The 19,036-nt window shown below is 44.4% G+C and carries 14 protein-coding genes and 1 pseudogene; 9 read left to right on the top strand and 6 right to left on the bottom strand.

Going from position 1 to position 19,036, the window contains the following annotated elements:
• Positions 1 to 98 precede the first annotated feature (98 nt).
• Positions 99 to 2,243: a phosphate acetyltransferase gene (gene pta / locus Xsze_RS18175; RefSeq protein ID WP_038237136.1), complete on the bottom strand. Its 2,145-nt coding sequence runs from the start codon at positions 2,241 to 2,243 to the stop codon at positions 99 to 101.
• Between the two features lie 184 nt (positions 2,244 to 2,427).
• Positions 2,428 to 3,630 (bottom strand): acetate kinase, encoded by a 1,203-nt coding sequence (ackA, locus tag Xsze_RS18170; protein WP_038237133.1) that lies wholly within the window; start codon positions 3,628 to 3,630, stop codon positions 2,428 to 2,430.
• 265 nt (positions 3,631 to 3,895) lie between these two features.
• Between ackA and yfbV the strand changes: the two genes are divergently transcribed.
• The 3 genes from yfbV to Xsze_RS18155 all read left to right on the top strand — a co-directional run bounded on the left by yfbV (position 3,896) and on the right by Xsze_RS18155 (position 8,203).
• Complete coding sequence (gene yfbV, locus Xsze_RS18165) at positions 3,896 to 4,351, top strand: terminus macrodomain insulation protein YfbV (protein ID WP_038237129.1); 456 nt, start codon at positions 3,896 to 3,898, stop codon at positions 4,349 to 4,351.
• A gap of 138 nt (positions 4,352 to 4,489) precedes the next feature.
• Positions 4,490 to 5,146 carry a sugar phosphatase gene (locus Xsze_RS18160; RefSeq protein ID WP_038237126.1) on the top strand — a complete coding sequence of 219 codons (657 nt, stop codon included), beginning with the start codon at positions 4,490 to 4,492 and terminating at the stop codon, positions 5,144 to 5,146.
• Positions 5,147 to 6,373: 1,227 nt separating this feature from the next.
• A complete protein-coding gene (locus tag Xsze_RS18155) occupies positions 6,374 to 8,203 on the top strand; it encodes an SLC13 family permease (RefSeq protein WP_038237123.1) in 1,830 nt (609 codons plus the stop codon).
• A gap of 77 nt (positions 8,204 to 8,280) precedes the next feature.
• Here the strand turns inward: Xsze_RS18155 and yfbR are convergent, their stop codons facing one another.
• The 4 genes and pseudogenes from yfbR to Xsze_RS18140 form a co-directional block, all read right to left on the bottom strand.
• The gene (gene yfbR, locus Xsze_RS18150; RefSeq protein ID WP_038237121.1) at positions 8,281 to 8,862 is read right to left on the bottom strand and encodes a 5'-deoxynucleotidase; all 582 of its coding nucleotides are present in this window, start codon (positions 8,860 to 8,862) and stop codon (positions 8,281 to 8,283) included.
• 171 nt (positions 8,863 to 9,033) lie between these two features.
• Positions 9,034 to 9,210, bottom strand: a complete 177-nt coding sequence (locus Xsze_RS22255; RefSeq protein ID WP_167331005.1) for a PAAR domain-containing protein — start codon at positions 9,208 to 9,210, stop codon at positions 9,034 to 9,036.
• A 62-nt stretch (positions 9,211 to 9,272) separates the two neighbouring features.
• Positions 9,273 to 9,650, bottom strand: a pseudogene (locus tag Xsze_RS18145) (contractile injection system protein, VgrG/Pvc8 family); the annotation flags it as partial.
• A gap of 574 nt (positions 9,651 to 10,224) precedes the next feature.
• Positions 10,225 to 11,439 (bottom strand): pyridoxal phosphate-dependent aminotransferase, encoded by a 1,215-nt coding sequence (locus Xsze_RS18140; protein ID WP_038237117.1) that lies wholly within the window; start codon positions 11,437 to 11,439, stop codon positions 10,225 to 10,227.
• A gap of 795 nt (positions 11,440 to 12,234) precedes the next feature.
• Here Xsze_RS18140 and hexA point away from each other — a divergent pair.
• The 6 genes from hexA (at position 12,235) to nuoF (ending at position 19,005) form a co-directional block, all read left to right on the top strand.
• Positions 12,235 to 13,239 (top strand): transcriptional regulator HexA, encoded by a 1,005-nt coding sequence (gene hexA / locus Xsze_RS18135; protein WP_038237115.1) that lies wholly within the window; start codon positions 12,235 to 12,237, stop codon positions 13,237 to 13,239.
• Between the two features lie 708 nt (positions 13,240 to 13,947).
• The gene (locus Xsze_RS18130; protein ID WP_038237113.1) at positions 13,948 to 14,409 is read left to right on the top strand and encodes an NADH-quinone oxidoreductase subunit A; all 462 of its coding nucleotides are present in this window, start codon (positions 13,948 to 13,950) and stop codon (positions 14,407 to 14,409) included.
• Positions 14,410 to 14,424: 15 nt separating this feature from the next.
• Positions 14,425 to 15,099, top strand: coding sequence for a NuoB/complex I 20 kDa subunit family protein (locus Xsze_RS18125; RefSeq protein ID WP_010846751.1), 675 nt, complete (start codon positions 14,425 to 14,427; stop codon positions 15,097 to 15,099).
• A gap of 197 nt (positions 15,100 to 15,296) precedes the next feature.
• On the top strand, positions 15,297 to 17,096 hold the full coding sequence (gene nuoC / locus Xsze_RS18120; RefSeq protein WP_176553602.1) for an NADH-quinone oxidoreductase subunit C/D: 1,800 nt from the start codon (positions 15,297 to 15,299) through the stop codon (positions 17,094 to 17,096).
• A gap of 2 nt (positions 17,097 to 17,098) precedes the next feature.
• Positions 17,099 to 17,644, top strand: a complete 546-nt coding sequence (gene nuoE, locus Xsze_RS18115; RefSeq protein ID WP_038237108.1) for an NADH-quinone oxidoreductase subunit NuoE — start codon at positions 17,099 to 17,101, stop codon at positions 17,642 to 17,644.
• Positions 17,641 to 19,005 (top strand): NADH-quinone oxidoreductase subunit NuoF, encoded by a 1,365-nt coding sequence (gene nuoF, locus Xsze_RS18110; RefSeq protein WP_038237105.1) that lies wholly within the window; start codon positions 17,641 to 17,643, stop codon positions 19,003 to 19,005. The genes nuoE and nuoF overlap by 4 nt, the downstream gene beginning before the upstream one ends.
• Positions 19,006 to 19,036 lie beyond the last annotated feature (31 nt).

Genomic DNA, 19,036 nt, shown 5'->3' with positions numbered 1-19,036 from the left:
ACTTGGGCACTCAAGAAAAATAGCCCCGTGAGATAAAATCACAGGGCTATTTGGCGCAATTCAAAAAATGATACTGCTAGAAGGACATCGCCAGAAAATCAGGCATTATCCTGCTGTGCTGCCTGAATTGCAGTCAATGCAACGGTATAAACGATGTCGTCAACCAGTGCACCACGGGACAGGTCGTTAACGGGTTTACGCATGCCTTGCAGCATTGGCCCGATAGAAACCAGATCAGCAGAGCGCTGTACTGCTTTATAAGTGGTGTTACCGGTGTTCAGGTCCGGGAAGATGAACACGGTAGCCTGACCAGCAACAGGTGAGTTTGGTGCCTTGGATTTCGCTACGTCTGCCATGATAGCGGCATCGTACTGCAATGGGCCATCGATGATCAGGTCCGGGCGTTTTTCCTGTGCCAGGCGGGTTGCTTCACGGACTTTCTCAACATCGCTGCCAGCACCGGAGTTGCCGGTTGAGTAGGAGATCATCGCAACGCGAGGCTCGATACCAAATGCTTTTGCAGAATCTGCCGACTGGATGGCAATTTCAGACAGCTGCTCTGGGGTTGGATCAGGGTTGATTGCACAGTCACCATAAACCAGAACTTGTTCTGGCAGCAACATGAAGAAGACAGAAGAAACCAGTGAGCTGTTTGGTGCGGTTTTAATTAACTGCAATGGCGGACGAATGGTATTCGCGGTGGTGTGAACCGCACCGGAAACCAGACCGTCAACCTCATTCTGCTCCAGCATCAGCGTGCCCAGAACCACGTTGTCTTCCAATTGTTCACGGGCAACCACTTCGGTCATGCCTTTGCTTTTACGCAGTTCAACCAGACGTGGAACGTAACGTTCACGTACTGCCGCCGGACTGACGATTTCAATGCCTGCGCCCAGTTCAACGCCTTGGGCTGCCGCCACACGGCGGATCTCATCCGGATCACCCAACAGAATACATTCGGCAATGCCGCGTTCAGCACAGATAGCTGCGGCTTTAACGGTGCGTGGTTCATCACCTTCTGGCAGGACGATGCGCTTGCCAGCCTGACGAGCCAGCTCAGTCAGCTGATAACGGAATGCTGGCGGAGACAGCAGGTTCGGACGCTCTGCTGTCGCTGCCAGAGAATCAATCCATTCACTGCTGATATGCTGTGCAACGTAATTTTGTACTTTTTCGATGCGCTCACGGTCATCTGCCGGAACTTCCAGACTGAAACTTTGCAGATTCAGAGAAGTCTGCCATGTATTGGTTTTGACAGTGAAAACCGGCAGGCCGGTGTTGAATGCACGCTCACACAGTTCACGAATGGAATCATCGATAGAATAACCCCCTGTCAGCAACACAGCACCCACTTCAATGCCGTTCATGGCCGCCAGACAGGCGGTGATCAGGACATCAGGACGGTCAGCAGAGGTTACCAGCAAAGAACCCGGACGGAAGTACTCCAGCATGTTAGGGATGCTGCGGGCACAGAAAGTCACGGATTTGATACGACGGCTCTCAATTGCACCTGCGTTGATGATGTCTGCTTTCAGGTGTTTTGCCATATCAATCGCACGGGTAGCGATCAGGTCAAAACTCCATGGAATGCAGCCGAGAATTGGCAGCGGGCTGTTTTTGAAAATGGTTTTCGGATCAACGTGTGCAACAGTGGCTTTGGTGGATTCGTCAAAGATTTCAGACAAATCCGGACGGGTGCGCCCCTGATCATCAACAGGTGCATTCAGTTTGTTAACAATCACACCGATGATGTTTTGGTTTTTGATACCACCGTATTCTGCACGGCTCAGTTCAATGCGTTCTTTCAGCTGTTCCGGAGAATTAGTGCCCAGTGCAGTGACAAACACGATTTCAGCATTCAGGGTCTTGGCGATTTCATAGTTCAGAGACTGGGCAAATGGGTGTTTGCGTGTCGGAACCAGACCTTCAATCAGAACGACTTCTGCATCTTTGGTATTTTCGTGGTAACGTGCCACGATTTCTTCCATCAGCACGTCTTTTTTATTGGTTGTCAGCAATGATTCCACATGTGCCATATCCAGAGGCTCTGCTGCTTGAATATTGGAATGTGAACGGATAATGGACGTGGTTTGATCCTGAGAACCTGCATGACGAGGTTGTGCGATAGGTTTGAAGACACTCAAGCGCACGCCTTTTTGCTCCATGGAGCGGATGACACCCAGGCTGACACTGGTTAAACCAACACTGGTGCCAGTGGGGATTAGCATAATTATACGGGACACGGAAACCTCTTTGACGCTTGCTCGTCAGTCAATAAACGCAGCTCAATGTGATAGGTCCAATGCTATATGAATAGACCGAATATGAACCATGAGCCAACGCAATATTTATTAAGGAAATATAAATCAATGCATTCACGAATCAAGAACCGCCAGCATGGCTGGCGGTTCTTGAACATCATGATACTTATGCGGTCAGGCGTGCTGAATCCTGAGCGATGACCAATTCTTCATTGGTTGGGATAACCAGTGCAGGACGGCTGTTGTCAGTGGTGATAACGCCAGATTTGCCGAAGCGTGCTGCAAGGTTACGCTCGTTGTCAAGTTCGAAGCCCAGCAGCGCAATTTTCTTAACGGTCAGTTCACGTACCAGTGAGGAGTTTTCACCGATGCCACCCGTAAAGATAATTGCATCCAGACGACCTTCCATCAGTGCGCTGTAAGCACCGATGTATTTAGCCAAACGGTGGCAGTAAACATCCATGGCACGCTTGGCATCAGCTTTGGTTTCGTAATTGTCTTCGACATAACGGCAGTCACTGGTCACTTCAGTCAAGCCCAGGAAACCGGACTCTTTGGTCAGCAGGGTGTTGATCTGGGCAACAGACATGCCCATTGCATCGTGCAGGTGGAAGACGATAGCAGGATCGATGTCACCACTGCGGGTTCCCATCACCAGACCTTCCAGCGGGGTCAGGCCCATGGAAGTATCAACGCACTGGCCGTTGACGATTGCAGAAACAGAGCCACCGTTGCCCAGATGGCAAGTGATAACGTTCAGCTCTTCAACAGGCTTGTTCAATGCCTTGGCAGCTTCGTGGGAAACATAGAAATGGCTGGTGCCATGTGCGCCGTAACGACGGATACCGTGCTCTTTGTACAGATTGTATGGCAGTGCGTACAGGTAAGCTTCTTCAGGCATAGTCTGGTGGAATGCAGTATCAAAAACAGCAATGTTTTTCTCAACCAGATGAGGGAAGGCTTTTTTCGCTTCTGCAATACCGATCAGGTGAGCAGGGTTGTGCAATGGGGCAAATGGAATGGCCCCTTCAATGCCTTTGATCACTTCATCAGTGATGATGACGGAAGATGTGAATTTTTCACCGCCATGAACGATACGATGGCCGATGGCTGAAATTTGTTCAGAAAGTTCTGGTTTTTCTGCCAGAATAGTATTAACAATGAAGTTCAGCGCTTCGCTGTGTGCTGCGCCGGCACCTAAAGCAGCTTCATGTTTCGCGCCATCTATTTTCCATTTAATACGGGCTTCAGGCAGGTTGAAGCATTCTGATAAACCAGAAAGATACTCTTCACCATTAGCAGGATCGATGATAGCGAATTTCAGGGAGGAGCTACCGCAGTTAAGAACCAGTACCAGCTTACTTGACATGGAAATACCTATTATCTTGTTGTGATCTAATCTTAAAATAAGAACAGTGTTAGAAAATGAAATAAATTTGTTAACAAACGAACCTAGTTGTTGCTAAAAAGAGCAAAAGTTTTGTTTTGCTGCTGCAACGACATAAAAGTCTGTGTAGGATACCGTTTGCTAGCAATAAAGACAAAATATACTTAATAGTATTAATACTACAAAAAAGATTTTATCTTTTGTAGATATTTTTTAAAAACTATACCTTTAATTGATTGAGGTCATGATGAATACGACACCACCTATCAACCAAGGTTGGTTTAAACGAATGCAGTTAGGGCAGCAATATCTGAAAACATGGCCACTGGAAAAGCAGCTTGCTCCTGTGTTCCCTGAAAACCGTGTAATTAAGGCAACTCGCTTCGGGATTCGTTTTATGCCGCCACTGGCAATTTTCACGCTGACATGGCAAATCGCATTGGGTGGTCAATTGGGTCCTGCCGTCGCGACGGCATTGTTTGCGTGTAGCATGCCGCTGCAAGGATTGTGGTGGTTGGGAAAACGCGCGGCAACCCCTTTACCGGAAGGGCTGCTGAAATGGTTTTATGAAATTCGGGAGAAATTTGCTGAAGCCGGCATTGCAATGGCGCCAGTGGAACAGTCTCCAACCTATTTCTCATTGGCTGAATTGCTCAGGCGTGCTTTCAAACAATTGGATGACTCTTTCCTTGATGACATTTAACCCGTTGTAAACCCTATTCTGGTGATAGTTGAACCAACCCATTTTTAAACTTCCGTTCAGATCAACAAGGGGTTGTTTTGCACTACTCTTAATGCATAATTATTGATTTACCTATAACTGCATTTGAAGGAGTCGGGTTTGGTACTGACATGTAAAGGTTTTTTATTCGATTTGGATGGTACTCTAATCGATTCACTGCCGGCAGTTGAGCGGGCATGGATTAAATTTGCCGATAAAGTGGGCATCGACCGTGATGAAGTCCTGCACTATGTTCATGGTACTCCGGCGATATTGTCACTGCGCCATTTTATGCCTGACGCCAGTGAAGAAGAAATTACTTCCATTTTCAAATGGATAGAAAAAATTGAAACAGAAGATACGGAAGGTATCACGGCTTTACCCGGCGCCATTGCTTTAATTGATAAGTTAAATGCATTGGATATCCCCTGGGCCATTGTGACGTCAGGAACCGTTCCTCTCGCCACTGCACGCCATAAAATTGCAGAATTGCCAGAACCCGCTCATTGGGTGACGGCTGAATCTGTCAAGCAGGGCAAACCAAACCCTGAACCTTATTTGCTGGGCGCCCAAAAACTGGGGTTATTACCAGAAGAATGCGTGGTTTTTGAAGATGCCATCGCGGGTATTCATGCCGGCCTGGATGCGGGTTGCCAGGTTGTCGTCGTCCATGATTTGCCGGATATTCCGCGTCGTGATGAAACGCATTTAACGATTACAAATCTGGAAGAGATTGAAATTGTTAAATCTGGCGGTTATGTATCAATTTATACTTAAAGTGATGCATTTGTGAACGCTGAATGATAAAGCTATGTATATTTCATACAGCCTAAAGTGGTTATTGAAAAACTATTTTAGGCTTTATAGGGAGTATTAATAATGACATTATGTTCACTATTTTTTCATGATATACCGCCAAGTATCAGCAGGCTGGCGTTTGCTATCTAAATCAGGAGTGTTATTTGTTCCATCGCAGAATAACCAACCTTCCGATGGGGCTTGCCGTTATTGCACTGAGAATAATATAGCGTTATGAACCTTGGTAAAAACGGATTGTTGAGATTTTTAGTATCAATACTTACGCTATTTTCATCAACAAGCATGTCTTGGCAGCTTTAACCATTAATTGGCTCTCTTTATTAATTGTTCATCCTGAAGTATTTTGTTCTGGTGGTTTATATTCACGGGGTATCGAAAGATCTGATTGAGTAATTATAATTTATGGTTATGCTGTGAAAGGATATTTGCAGCATACCATTCTGTTAATGGTAACTATGTATTAATGCTTTGCAACAAATGACAGTTATTCCATTTTTTATCTTAAAATCGGGTATGATAATAAAATGTGTTTAAGCTTGTTTTTTATAGATGTTATTTTAAATTAATTAAAAAGAACATCGAAAATATCCCGGTGTTATGTTGATTTTATTATCTTGATGATAACGTGGAAGCTATGGCGAAACGAAAAATAATAAATTTATTGACTGGGTTTTCATTATTTTATCAGTATTTCAATGTGTTAGTGTGGCTGGCGATTAAATGATTAAAGATAAGGAGTATTGCTCTGATTTAACAAGCTGTCATATTGACAATCTCTCAGAAGCTTATTCATTAACGTTCAAAAGTGATGGTGAATGATAACCAGATCCGGTTTGGCACTATCATTATGCTGATGGTATAGCTCGGAGCGTTCCATTATTGGGTTATACCTTGCGTACAGAATCTCCATGAATTTAGAGTGGATTATTATATAACGACTTATTAATTTCATGGAATTTATTTTCAATCAACCCATTAATCTAAATTAATTATTTCAATGTTTATAGTAATATTTGTTATTTAAGCATAATGTTTACCTTTCAGAAGAATAAAAATAATCAATGTTTATATCTTACAATTCAAGGAAACTATTGATCCTAACGTAGGATTTTCTCGGGAAAAAATGCTCTACTTCCTTATTGACGCTTGTATCGTTTTATTCTGGTATCGTTGATAGGGGGGAAATTGAATAGTGAATTGTTGTGGGTCTTGGCCCTGCTGTTGATAGCTATTGTACTTTTCAGCACCAATAAAGTCCGAATGGATGTAGTGGCTTTATTGGTGATCATTTCATTTGTCTTGAGTGGCACACTGACGTTAAGTGAAGCCACTGTCGGTTTTAGCGATCCCAATGTGTTATTGATTGCCGCTCTGTTCGTTATTGGTGAAGGGCTGGTAAGGACAGGTGTTGCCTATCAGATGGGGGATTGGCTGGTTCGTGTGGCGGGCAACAGCGAGACTAAAATGCTGGCATTGCTGATGCTGTCTGTTGCCGGATTGGGGGCTTTCATGAGTTCAACCGGTGTTGTGGCAATTTTTATTCCGGTCGTTTTGAGTGTGGCAGCCAAAATGAGAATTTCATCAGGGCGGCTGATGATGCCGTTGGGATTTGCCGGCTTGATCAGCGGTATGATGACGTTGGTAGCGACACCCCCCAACATGGTTGTCAACAGTGAACTGGTGCGGGAAGGGTTAAGGGGGTTTGATTTTTTCTCCATCACACCGATAGGTATTTTAGTATTGCTGGCGGGTATCGGTTATATGTTGATTGCCCGTCGGTGGCTGGGAGGAAGAAAACATCAGGCAGTTGATGCCCGCTATTACCGAACATTTCGTGATCTGATCCGTGATTACAAACTGGCAGGCCGGGCGCATCGTTTTGCTATTCGCCAAGGCTCACCCCTGGTTGGTCATACCTTGGACGAAATAGGGCTACGGGCTTGTTACGGCGCAAATGTGATTGGCATTGAACGTTGGCGAAAGTTTCGTCATGTGATGATTGCTGCGAATGGAGATAGGGAGCTGAAAGGGAAGGATGTCCTGTTGGTAGATATGTCTGCCAGCGAAGTCGATTTACCGGAATTTTGCCGTGAGCAACAGTTGGAGCCTATGAGATTACGGGGAGAATATTTTTCGGAACAAGCCCGTGATGTGGGAATGGCTGAAATTTCTGTGCTCCCCGAATCTGATTTATTGGGAAAATCATTGCGGGACATGAAATTCCGTACACGCTATGGCCTCAATGTGGTCGGAGTCCGGCGCAATGGTAAGGCATTGGAGGGGAAACTTGTTGATGAGCCTTTATTGCTTGGTGATACGTTGTTGGTGATTGGCGACTGGAAATTGATCCGTGCATTAAAAACCAAAACGCCTGATTTCATCGTGCTGAACTTGCCCGTTGAAGAGGAAAATGCAGCGCCTGCCGCATCTCAGGCTCCCCACGCGTTATTTTGTCTTGCATTGATGGTTGCGATGATGCTGACCAATGAAATTCCCAATTTTATCGCTGCATTGATTGCCTGTTTGCTGATGGGAAAATTTCGCTGCATCGATATGGAAAGCGCTTACCGCGCCATTCACTGGCCGAGCATTATTTTGATTGTCGGCATGATGCCTTTTGCATTGGCTTTGCAGAAAACAGGAGGCATTGATTTAATTGTTCGGGGATTGATGGGGGTTGCCGGGGATATGGGGCCAAGAGTGATGTTAATGTGCCTGTTTGTATTATGTGCCGTTATTGGCCTGTTTATTTCTAATACTGCGACAGCTGTGCTGATGGCGCCGATTGCCATTGCTGCGGCGAATCAGATGTCTGTTTCTCCTTTGCCTTTTGCGATGGTTATTGGTGTAGCGGCTTCGGCAGCATTCATGACACCGGTTTCCTCACCGGTTAATACACTGGTATTGGGGCCGGGTGGATATCAATTTGCGGATTTCCTGAAATTGGGCGTACCATTTACGCTTATTGTCATGGGGATCAGCGTCGCGATTATTCCGGTACTTTTTCCGTTCTGAGTGTGGGCTTTCAGGTTGCAACCCGCAGTGCTGCAACCTGAAATTTATGCTGAACAACGAAAATTTATAGTGAATAACTATAAACTGATTTCATCAAGGGAAAGGCTAAAACTTGGCACAAATACTCGGATAAAATAATCCATTTCTACACTATGACGATTTGCCAACGTTTTTTCTAATCGGCTCTTCGCCTGATTGAATTCGGTATTTCCTGCCGAAAGCTCTTCCAGGCATTTCAAATAAGCGCACAGCGCATCAGCTTGTTTGATAATGAGGGTTTCTTCTTCCGTGTGGCATTGCTCATCTAATATAAACCGAAAATCATCCTGCAATTCTGCGGGTAGCATATCCAGTAACTTTTGTTGGGCAATTTTTTCTATTTTTTTGTATTCGTGGGCAATTTGAGGGTTGTAGTACTTAATCGGAGTAGGTAAATCACCGGTGATAACTTCGCTGGCATCGTGATACATCGCCAGCAAAGCGATCCGTTCAGCATTGACATTGCCATTGAATTTCCGGTTTTTAATAATTGCCAGTGCATGTGCGACAAAAGCGACTTGCAAACTGTGCTCTGAAACATTTTCTGTGCGCACATTCCGCATCAGAGGCCAGCGGTTGATCAATTTCAGTCGGGATAATTGGGCGAAAAAATGACTCATAATTTTTTTCTTCCTGCACAATGGAGTGATTAATTGTGGGCGGATAGGGAAGGGAAGTAAACCTATCGAGTATCAATTTTTGTATCTTGGGAAAGCACCGAGATGAGTCTCCATGGTCAATGTGCTTTAGTTAATAAGTCAGTTTTTTGATAATAAAGAATATCGACTGCATCAACCAATATTCACGCTGCCGCCACCGATGACAACCCCACTACAATCGACAGCATCTCCGGTTCTGGCGAAATAAGCACCATCTGCTTTGGCGCTAGTGGCACCAGAAATAATGGGAGTTGCTGGACAATCTCCATGGTTTGTACCGATATCACCCATTTTTACGGCATTGCCCATGATGTTTTCCTCCATTTTTTAATAAAGTGAACCCAGAGTACATCTGTTTTTGGGTACTTTATTTAACGTGTTATGATAAATTTATCGCCATCGAAACGAAGTTTTGGAGATATAAAAAGTGTTTCATTATCCTCTTTATCCAAAAATCTAAGGGGAGGAGGATAAGGAACAGTAATCACCTGATTCAGGGACAGGTAAGAGTCATGAAAAACAATATGCCGCTCATGCCGCTCTTGGTCGAACACGAAATAGTAAAAAACTCTCTCATCAGCGAGTAAGCGTTGGATAAAGGTCAAATCACTTTCATCATATTGAATACAAAATTCCCGGGGAAGATGTTTATAACCCAGTACAAAGGAAAAATTGTGCACGCCATTTTCTTTTAGAAGAATTTCCACAATCTCTACAGAGGATTGATTTTGGTAAATTCGGCTATTGACCCGTAAAGAAGCCCGCTATAAAAGTGGCTGTATAGTGACATGGTAATGGCTACAATGATGCCTGCTGGAAAGCAGAGAAAAGTGACGAGTGCAAAGAATAAGCCTGAACGACCAAACAATGGATTAATGATATCTATTACCCTGTTCATTTGTTTCCTTTCTGTTATTAAAAAGTGAATATATTAGTTAGCGAGATAAACAAAAATAAATCATTAAAATGATTTAACTATGGTGGCGTGATATTTAAACAATACCCACCGGTTTTGTTATTATTTTGAGTGTTTTGTTAATATTTGCAGTTTTATTCTTAATGTTTTATGTCGTTTGTTTTTTTATTTGCCTGAAAAGGAAATAACTTCATTTTATAAATGAACAAGGTGGCATATGAATGAAAAGAGGATTGGAATAAGTTAAGAAAGCCTAATCCGGATGTGGTATGTGAAGAATGATGGATAGCGAATTCATTAATGGTAAAAATAACAGTATGCAAAAATAAATTTTTTGTTTACATGAGCACCACCTCATTAAGTTATTAATACTTTTTGAGGTGGGCGCAATATGGTGAATATTATAATTATTGACGATAATTACCGATAAAGCGGGCGAATTTTTCTATGGCCATTTGTAAGTCGGTAACGTGTGGCAGTGTAACGATACGAACATGATCCGGCTCTGGCCAGTTAAAGGCAGTACCTTGTACCAGCAGGACTTTTTCCTGTAGTAAAAGATCCAAAACCATTTTCTGGTCATCATAAATATTGAAACGTTTGGCGTCTATTTTAGGGAACATATAGAGTGCACCCATTGGTTTCACACAAGAAACACCCGGGATTTGGTTGATGAGTTCCCATGCACGATTGCGTTGTTCATAAAGCCGGCCACCCGGGAAAATAAATTCACTGATACTTTGGTAGCCCCCCAACGCGGTCTGGATTGCATGCTGCATCGGGACGTTGGCACAAAGGCGCATTGATGCCAGCATCTCTAATCCTTCAATATAGCCTTTTGCCAGTTTTTTCGGGCCATTGAGCACCATCCATCCTTGACGGAAGCCAGCAACACGATAGGTTTTTGACAACCCATTGAAGGTGACGGTAAAGAGGTCAGGAGCCAATGCTGCAATTGAATGATGCTGGGCATCATCGTATAAAATTTTGTCGTAAATTTCGTCGGCGAAAATGATCAGATTATGCTGACGGGCAATTTCCACTATTTCCAATAACAGTTCTTTACTATAGACCGCACCGGTTGGGTTGTTCGGGTTAATAATAACAATGCCACGAGTGCGCGGGGTAACTTTACGGCGGATATCGTCTAAATCGGGGAACCAGCCTTGTTGTTCATCACACCGATAATGGACGGCATTGCCGCTGGAAAGTGATACTGCCGCAGTCCAAAGCGGATAGTCAGGTGCGGGCACCAGTATTTCATCCCCTGTATTTAACAGGGCTTGCATAGATTGAACGATAAGTTCAGAAACACCGTTGCCAATAAAGATATCTTCAACGGTAATATCCAGCATATTCCTGGCTTGATAATGCTGCATGATAGCTTTGCGTGCAGAATATAACCCTTTTGAATCGGAATAGCCTTGGGCTGTTGATAAGTTACGGATAACATCAACTAAAATTTCATCAGGGGCTTCAAAACCGAATGGTGCCGGATTACCAATGTTGAGTTTCAGTACCTTATTGCCTTCTTCTTCGAGTCGTTTGGCTTCTTTTAGGGTATTTCCCCGAATGTCATAGCAGACATTATCTAATTTGCTGGATTTATTGATGGAAAACATTGAGTAACTTAACCTCTTGGCGAAATAAATATTACCGGCGTAAAAAGTATGGTGATCAATGTACTCCTCTCTCCCTATCTTTTGAAGAGACTTTGATATCTTTGGTTAAAATGGTTGTGTTAAGAATAAATGAATAAGTTTGCTCTCTGAAATTCAGGTTTTTGTTGGTTTTTTGTTTTGGTTTACTATTTTAAGTCAGAATTAAATTCTGTGTAATCGAAGGTTTTTAGTTTGGCAAGAGTGATTGGGTTGACATTTGGACATGGTGTTTCAGCCAACTTGTTCAGAAAATTTTGAATTGTCAATAAAGGTAAGAAGATTTGTATAATGTATTCTTATAATTTATCGTTACCAACGTAAAGTTAATTTAGGTTTTTATCACATGATACTTTGAGAATGTTTTTGGATTTTACCCATAACATTTCCAAGGACTATTCAGTGGAAAAGTTAACCTATTAAAAATACTAATATAGTCTTATTACATTAAGTTTCTCTAATTTAGTTACGTCATTCTTTGAAGCAAGTCAGAAAAAGAATATTTGTACTGGAAATTGGTGATTATGTGATGTAAATAGGGTTTCATCTTAGAATTATTCTTGGGATTGCATAAATTTTGTTAAGAAAGGAGAAAATAAAACCCATGATGCTCTAAATAGTAAAAAAAATGCAGTAAACCTTTGCCCTATTTAATAGAGTAGAGTAATGTCACAATCGGTATTATTTTATTTGATACTGCTGAAGTAAAAACACCAGGTTAGTTAGTAATTAAAATCAAAAAAAAGTGATGAATAAACAATGATAAATGCAAATCGTCAGATAATAAACCTCGATCTCGATCTGCTAAGAACTTTCGTTGCCGTTGCTGACTTAAATACTTTTGCAGCAGCAGCAGCAGCTGTTTCTAGAACGCAGTCAGCTGTGAGTCAGCAAATGCAGCGATTAGAGCATCTTGTGGGACGAGAACTCTTTGCTCGTCATGGTCGCAATAAGTTGTTGACCGAGCATGGGCTTCAACTTCTTGGTTATGCACGTCAGATTCTTCGCGCGAATGACGATGCAACCGCATCATTAACCTACAATGATGCAGACGGTGAATTAAGAATAGGTGTATCAGATGATGCAGTGGACACGCTGCTTCCTTTCTTGTTGAATCGTATTGCCTCTGTCTATCCACGTGTCGCTGTTGATGTGCGGATTAAACGTGCTCAATTTATTGAAAGCATGTTGGATAACCATGAAATTGATTTGGCATTAACCACAGCAAAAGTTAAACACCACCCTAAAACGATTTTACGTTCTTCGCCTGTTTTATGGCATTGCGCGCCCGATTTCCAGTTGCAGACTAACGAACCTGTTCCTCTGGTTGTTATGGATGAAACCAATCCTTTCCGCCAGATAGCTCTGGATACGTTGGATATGGCGGGTATTTCATGGCGCATTGCTTATGAAGCGGCTTCTTTGTCTGCTGTCCGTTCAGCGGTGAATGCAGAAGTTGGAATTACCGCCCGCCCTCTGGAAATGCATAATGCAGATCTGAGAATTTTAGGTGAAAGTGAAGGCTTGCCTCGCTTGCCGGAAATCCAATTCTTCTTATATCGGAATAGTAATGAGCAAAATGAGTCTGTTCTAACTGTTTTTGATGCTATAGAAAATAAAAAAACGCCTTATACAGTAACATCTGTTGGATCTGTTGAATCTGATGAAGAATCAGGAGAAACGGATGAATCTATCGAATCCATAGAACCAACCAAATCGTCTGAATCACTTGATGAAATATCAGTTGAAAATATAGACGAATAAGTATTACGTATTTATAGGCTAATGTTTCCATATTATCTGTAGAGATATTAGCCTGTTTTTAATTAAATGTTAATAATTCTCTCAAGTTTCCATTCCAACTTCTGACATTTTCTACAAGAAATTTCCCCTATTCATTTTCCTGTCACCTTATAATTTTAGTTAAATTAATGTTGCTTTATTAACAAATTTCATTCTGTCAGTTGATAAAATAAATCTATTATTATAAATAGCTGTATTAATGTACTTTCATCGTCCTTTTTAGAAACAATTTATTAAGGATTGAATAAATTCCATTCGGTTGTTTAATGTTTTTCAGTGAAACTGTGCACTTGATCATAAAAATACTCTCAATCGCGCAGTGGAAAGACAGGTTTTTCCTGCGATAATGGTGTAGTAAAGTCGAGTTGTCAGGTAGTCAATTAATGTCTTGATGATGGCTTTTTACACGACTGACACGTTTTAGCGATAGGTCAGCACATTCTGTTAATTAATGGTTTGCTGTTTGTAAATAAATGTGCGAGTGTTTTGGCCGTGTATGGCAAAACATTGTTGAGAGGAATAAAAACCAAGACGATCCAAGTAATAGGTAAGATTTATTAGTCTTGTTTCAGATTTGGTTGTTATCCCTTCCCATGAATCGATGTGGTGCAACACTGCCGGCAAAAAAGCAGACTCCTTGACACCACTTATGATGAGTAAGCAACGAGTATGTCAACTTCCATTGGAATTTTAGCCCATAACTGGGCATTTGCGGTTTTCCTGATAGGTGCCCTTGGTTTGTGTGCGCTCATGTTATTGGGTGGCTACTTCATGGGGGGCAGAGCGAAAGCCCGAGCAAAACACATCCCTTATGAGTCAGGTATTGATTCAGTCGGTAGTGCACGGTTGCGTTTGTCGGCGAAGTTTTATCTGGTTGCCATGTTTTTCGTCATCTTCGATGTTGAAGCCCTTTATTTATATGCATGGGCCGTCTCTATCAAAGAGAGTGGTTGGTTGGGCTTTGCAGAAGCAAGCATTTTCATTTTGGTGTTATTGGTAGGCTTGGTTTATCTGGCGCGCATAGGTGCATTGGATTGGACGCCTGCGCGTTCAAAGCGCCAAGTCAGTAAACCGAGTGCTGATACTTATATCGGCAGTGCCAACAATACCAACAACAGTCACATGCAGTAATAGCGAGGCATAAAGATGGATTATACGCTCACCCGCATAGATCCGAACGGTGAGAATGACCGTTATCCCCTGCAAAAACAGGAAATTGTTAGCGATCCCTTGGAGCAACACGTTCATCGCAGCGTCTATATGGGCAAATTAGAAAATGCCCTGCATGACATGGTGAACTGGGGGAGAAAAAACTCCCTGTGGCCTTATAACTTTGGCCTTTCTTGTTGTTATGTGGAAATGGTGACGTCGTTTACCGCTGTTCACGACGTAGCACGCTTTGGGGCAGAAGTATTGCGTGCATCCCCGCGTCAGGCCGATTTCATGGTGATTTCCGGAACCTGCTTCGTCAAGATGGCACCTGTCATTCAACGTTTGTATGACCAAATGCTGGAACCAAAGTGGGTTATTTCAATGGGGGCCTGTGCAAACTCCGGAGGTATGTACGATATCTACTCCGTCGTTCAGGGGGTTGATAAGTTTATCCCTGTGGATGTTTATATTCCGGGTTGTCCTCCCCGCCCAGAAGCCTATATGCAAGCGCTGCTGCTTTTGCAGGAGTCCATAGGCAAAGAACGCCGCCCATTGTCATGGGTTGTCGGCGATCAGGGGGTTTACCGTGCCAATATGCAATCAGAAAGAGAACGGAAGCGCGGTGAACGTATCGCAGTGAAAAACCTGCGAACTCCAGACGAAATTTAAGGCTTTTATACCCAATGGATTTCAAGATGTAGCACGGCGGCAAGGGAGCGAATTTCCCGGAGCATAGATAACTATGTGACTGGGGTGAGCGTAGCCAACAAAGCGACCACTTGAGAGACGGAGGGGATAGCCATATAGCGTAACCAAGAGCAATGTGTTGCGATCATAAAAACCCTGATCAAGCGTTGTGGTGAATAATGATGACAGATCAGATAGCGCAAGAAAGCGCCCGGCCTGCTTGGGAAACACGGGATCACCTTGATGACCCTGTTGTGAACGAGCTTCAGCGTCAATTTGGCCCGGATGCCTTTACCGTTCAGCCCACCCGTACTGGTATGCCTGTTGTTTGGGTTAAACGGGAACAGCTACAGGAAGTAATTACTTTCCTGAAAAAACTGCCGAAACCTTATGTCATGCTGTTTGACTTGCATGGCGTTGATGAGCGTCAACGTTCTCATCGGCAAGGGTTGCCCGCGGCAGATTTTTCAGTGTTTTATCATTTGATTTCCATTGAGCGTAACCGTGACATCATGTTGAAAGTCGCGCTCGCTGAACAAGACCTGAATATCCCTACTATCACGTCAATTTTTCCGAATGCCAATTGGTATGAGCGTGAAACGTGGGAAATGTTCGGCATTACCTTCAATGGGCATCCGAACCTGCGTCGTATATTGATGCCGCCAACATGGGAAGGTCATCCGCTGCGCAAGGAATATTCTGCGCGTGCCACGGAATTCGATCCTTTCATGTTAACCAAGCAGAAAGAAGATCTGGAAATGGAAGCCCTGACTTTCAAACCAGAAGAGTGGGGCATGAAACGGGGTACTGACAATGAGGATTTCATGTTCCTCAACCTTGGCCCAAACCATCCTTCTGCTCACGGTGCATTCCGCATTATCCTGCAACTTGATGGCGAAGAAATCGTTGATTGTGTTCCCGACATTGGCTACCACCATCGCGGTGCCGAAAAAATGGGGGAGCGTCAGTCATGGCACAGTTATATCCCTTATACCGATCGAATCGAATATTTAGGCGGATGTGTCAATGAAATGCCATATGTGCTGTCAGTGGAGAAACTGGCGGGCATTGAAGTGCCGGATCGGGTGAAGACTATCCGTGTCATGCTGTCTGAGTTGTTCCGCATCAACAGCCACCTGCTTTATATCAGTACATTTATCCAAGACGTTGGTGCAATGACCCCCGTCTTCTTCGCCTTTACCGACCGGCAGAAAGTTTACGATGTCGTTGAAGCCATTACTGGGTTTCGTATGCATCCGGCATGGTTCCGTATTGGTGGCGTTGCTCATGATTTGCCACGTGGCTGGGATAAGCTTCTGCGTGATTTGTTGGACTGGCTGCCGAAACGTTTGAATTCTTATGTGAAAGCGGCGTTGAAAAACACGGTCCTGAAAGGACGCTCTGTTGGAGTGGCTGCCTACAATGCAAAACAGGCTCTGGACTGGGGTGTGACGGGGGCAGGCTTGCGTGCGACGGGCATTGGCTTTGACGTACGTAAATGGCGCCCTTATTCCGGCTATGAGAATTTCGATTTTGAAGTTCCGACAGGTTACAACGGTGATTGTTATGACCGTGTGATGCTGAAAGTGGAAGAAATTCGCCAGAGTATGCGCATCCTTGAGCAGTGCCTCAAAAATATGCCAGAAGGTCCATTCAAGGCTGATCATCCTCTGACTACGCCCCCTCCAAGAGAGCGCACCTTGCAGCACATCGAAACCATGATTAACCACTTCCTGCAAGTGTCATGGGGGCCGGTCATGCCTGCCAATGAATCATTCCAGATGATCGAAGCTACGAAAGGTATCAACAGTTATTACCTGACCAGTGACGGTAGCACCATGAGTTACCGCACCCGTATCCGTACCCCGAGTTTTGCTCACTTGCAGCAGATCCCATCGGTGATCCGGGGCAGTCTGGTATCTGACCTTATCGTTTATCTGGGCAGTATCGATTTTGTTATGTCTGATGTGGATCGCTAACGATGCAAAGTGAATTTAACGCAAACAAGCAAGCACGCCTTGATGTGGTTAACGTAACGGACGCTCAGACACCGGATAAGTTTGTCCTGAGTGCAGTAGAGCGTGATGCCATTGAACACGAAAAACACCATTACGAAGATCCGCGTGCTGCGTCAATTGAAGCCTTGAAAATTGTGCAGAAACAGCGTGGTTGGGTGCCGGATGGCGCTATTTATGCCATTGCTGAGGTACTGGGCATTCCGGCCAGTGACGTAGAAGGTGTGGCGACGTTTTATAGTCAGATTTATCGCCAGCCGGTAGGGCGTCACATTATTCGTTATTGTGACAGCGTTGTATGTCATATCACGGGCTATCAGGGCGTTCAGGCGGCGATAGAATCGCACTTGAACATTCGTCCGGGGCAAACCACGGCAGACGGGCGTTTCACGCTGTTGCCAACCTGCTGTCTGGGTAACTGTGACAAGGGGCCGACCATGATGGTTGACGAAGATACCCACAGTTATGTCAAACCTGAAGAAATCGAACGATTACTGGAGCAGTATCCATGACAACGCGTTCAGGAGTGAAAGAAATTATCCGCACTGCGGAAACTCATCCCCTGACATGGCGGTTGCGTGATGACCGGCAACCTGTCTGGTTGGATGAATATCGGAGCAAAGAGGGTTACAGGGGGGCCGAAAAAGCACTGAAGGGCATGGCTCCTGATGAAATTACCGCTTTGGTGAAAGATGCCGGCTTAAAAGGCCGTGGTGGTGCGGGTTTCTCCACAGGCTTGAAATGGAGCCTGATGCCGAAAGACGAAAGCATGAACATCCGCTATTTGCTGTGCAACGCGGATGAAATGGAGCCGGGTACTTATAAAGACCGGTTGCTGATGGAGCAATTACCGCATTTGTTGGTAGAAGGCATGTTAATCAGCGCCTTTGCTCTGAAGGCTTACCGTGGCTACATCTTTTTGCGTGGCGAATATATTGAAGCTGCCGTTCATTTACGCAAGGCAATTGAAGAAGCCAAAGCTGCCGGATTGCTCGGCAAGAATATTTTGGGCAGCGGTTTCGATTTTGAACTGTTCGTTCATACCGGCGCGGGACGTTACATCTGTGGTGAAGAAACTGCACTGATTAACTCCCTTGAAGGGCGTCGCGCGAACCCGCGTTCAAAACCTCCGTTCCCTGCAACATCCGGTGTTTGGGGCAAACCAACGTGTGTAAACAACGTAGAAACGTTGTGTAACGTTCCTGCAATTCTTGCCCATGGCAAAGAGTGGTACATCGGTTTGAGTGAAGGCAAGAGTAAAGATGCCGGCACTAAATTGATGGGTTTTTCTGGCCGGGTCAAAAATCCGGGGCTTTGGGAATTGCCTTTCGGGACGACAGCCCGTGAAATCCTCGAAGATTATGCAGGCGGTATGCGTGACGGGTTGAAATTCAAGGCATGGCAACCGGGTGGGGCGGGTACTGATTTTCTGACAGAAGAACACCTCGATCTGCCAATGGATTTCGAAAGCATTGCCAAAGCGGGCAGCCGTCTGGGGACCGCACTGGCGATGGCAGTGGATCATGAGATCAACATGGTTTCTCTGACCCGTAATCTCGAAGAGTTCTTTGCCCGTGAATCTTGTGGCTGGTGTACGCCATGCCGTGATGGTTTGCCGTGGAGCGTCAAAATTCTTCGTGCCATTGAAAGTGGCAAGGGGCAGCCGGGTGATATTGAAACGCTGGAACAACTCTGCCGTTTCCTTGGCCCGGGTAAAACTTTTTGTGCCCACGCTCCCGGTGCTGTAGAGCCTTTGCAGAGTGCCATCAAATATTTTCGCGAAGAATTTGAAGCGGGCATTGTGACTAAAGACTATGGCAATACCAATCTGATCGCGGGCATTCAACCGAATCTGCTTAAACAGCGTTGGTAGAGTTGGTTAAATTTTGATTAACGCCTGCCAC

Source organism: Xenorhabdus szentirmaii DSM 16338, assembly GCF_002632585.1.
Classification (GTDB): Bacteria; Pseudomonadota; Gammaproteobacteria; order Enterobacterales; family Enterobacteriaceae; genus Xenorhabdus; species Xenorhabdus szentirmaii.
Note: the sequence above shows the minus strand (reverse complement) of the source record. Positions and strands in the feature narration are given on the sequence as shown.

What these genes read in the sequence shown, in the direction of transcription:
- yfbV (WP_038237129.1), top strand. Translation starts at nt 3,896, where the DNA reads ATGAATACGACACCACCTATCAACCAAGGTTGGTTTAAACGAATGCAG.
- yfbR (WP_038237121.1), bottom strand. Translation starts at nt 8,862, where the DNA reads ATGAGTCATTTTTTCGCCCAATTATCCCGACTGAAATTGATCAACCGC.
- Xsze_RS18125 (WP_010846751.1), top strand. Translation starts at nt 14,425, where the DNA reads ATGGATTATACGCTCACCCGCATAGATCCGAACGGTGAGAATGACCGT.
- ackA (WP_038237133.1), bottom strand. Translation starts at nt 3,630, where the DNA reads ATGTCAAGTAAGCTGGTACTGGTTCTTAACTGCGGTAGCTCCTCCCTG.
- nuoF (WP_038237105.1), top strand. Translation starts at nt 17,641, where the DNA reads ATGACAACGCGTTCAGGAGTGAAAGAAATTATCCGCACTGCGGAAACT.
- nuoC (WP_176553602.1), top strand. Translation starts at nt 15,297, where the DNA reads ATGATGACAGATCAGATAGCGCAAGAAAGCGCCCGGCCTGCTTGGGAA.
- Xsze_RS18130 (WP_038237113.1), top strand. Translation starts at nt 13,948, where the DNA reads ATGTCAACTTCCATTGGAATTTTAGCCCATAACTGGGCATTTGCGGTT.
- nuoE (WP_038237108.1), top strand. Translation starts at nt 17,099, where the DNA reads ATGCAAAGTGAATTTAACGCAAACAAGCAAGCACGCCTTGATGTGGTT.
- Xsze_RS22255 (WP_167331005.1), bottom strand. Translation starts at nt 9,210, where the DNA reads ATGGGCAATGCCGTAAAAATGGGTGATATCGGTACAAACCATGGAGAT.
- Xsze_RS18140 (WP_038237117.1), bottom strand. Translation starts at nt 11,439, where the DNA reads ATGTTTTCCATCAATAAATCCAGCAAATTAGATAATGTCTGCTATGAC.
- hexA (WP_038237115.1), top strand. Translation starts at nt 12,235, where the DNA reads ATGATAAATGCAAATCGTCAGATAATAAACCTCGATCTCGATCTGCTA.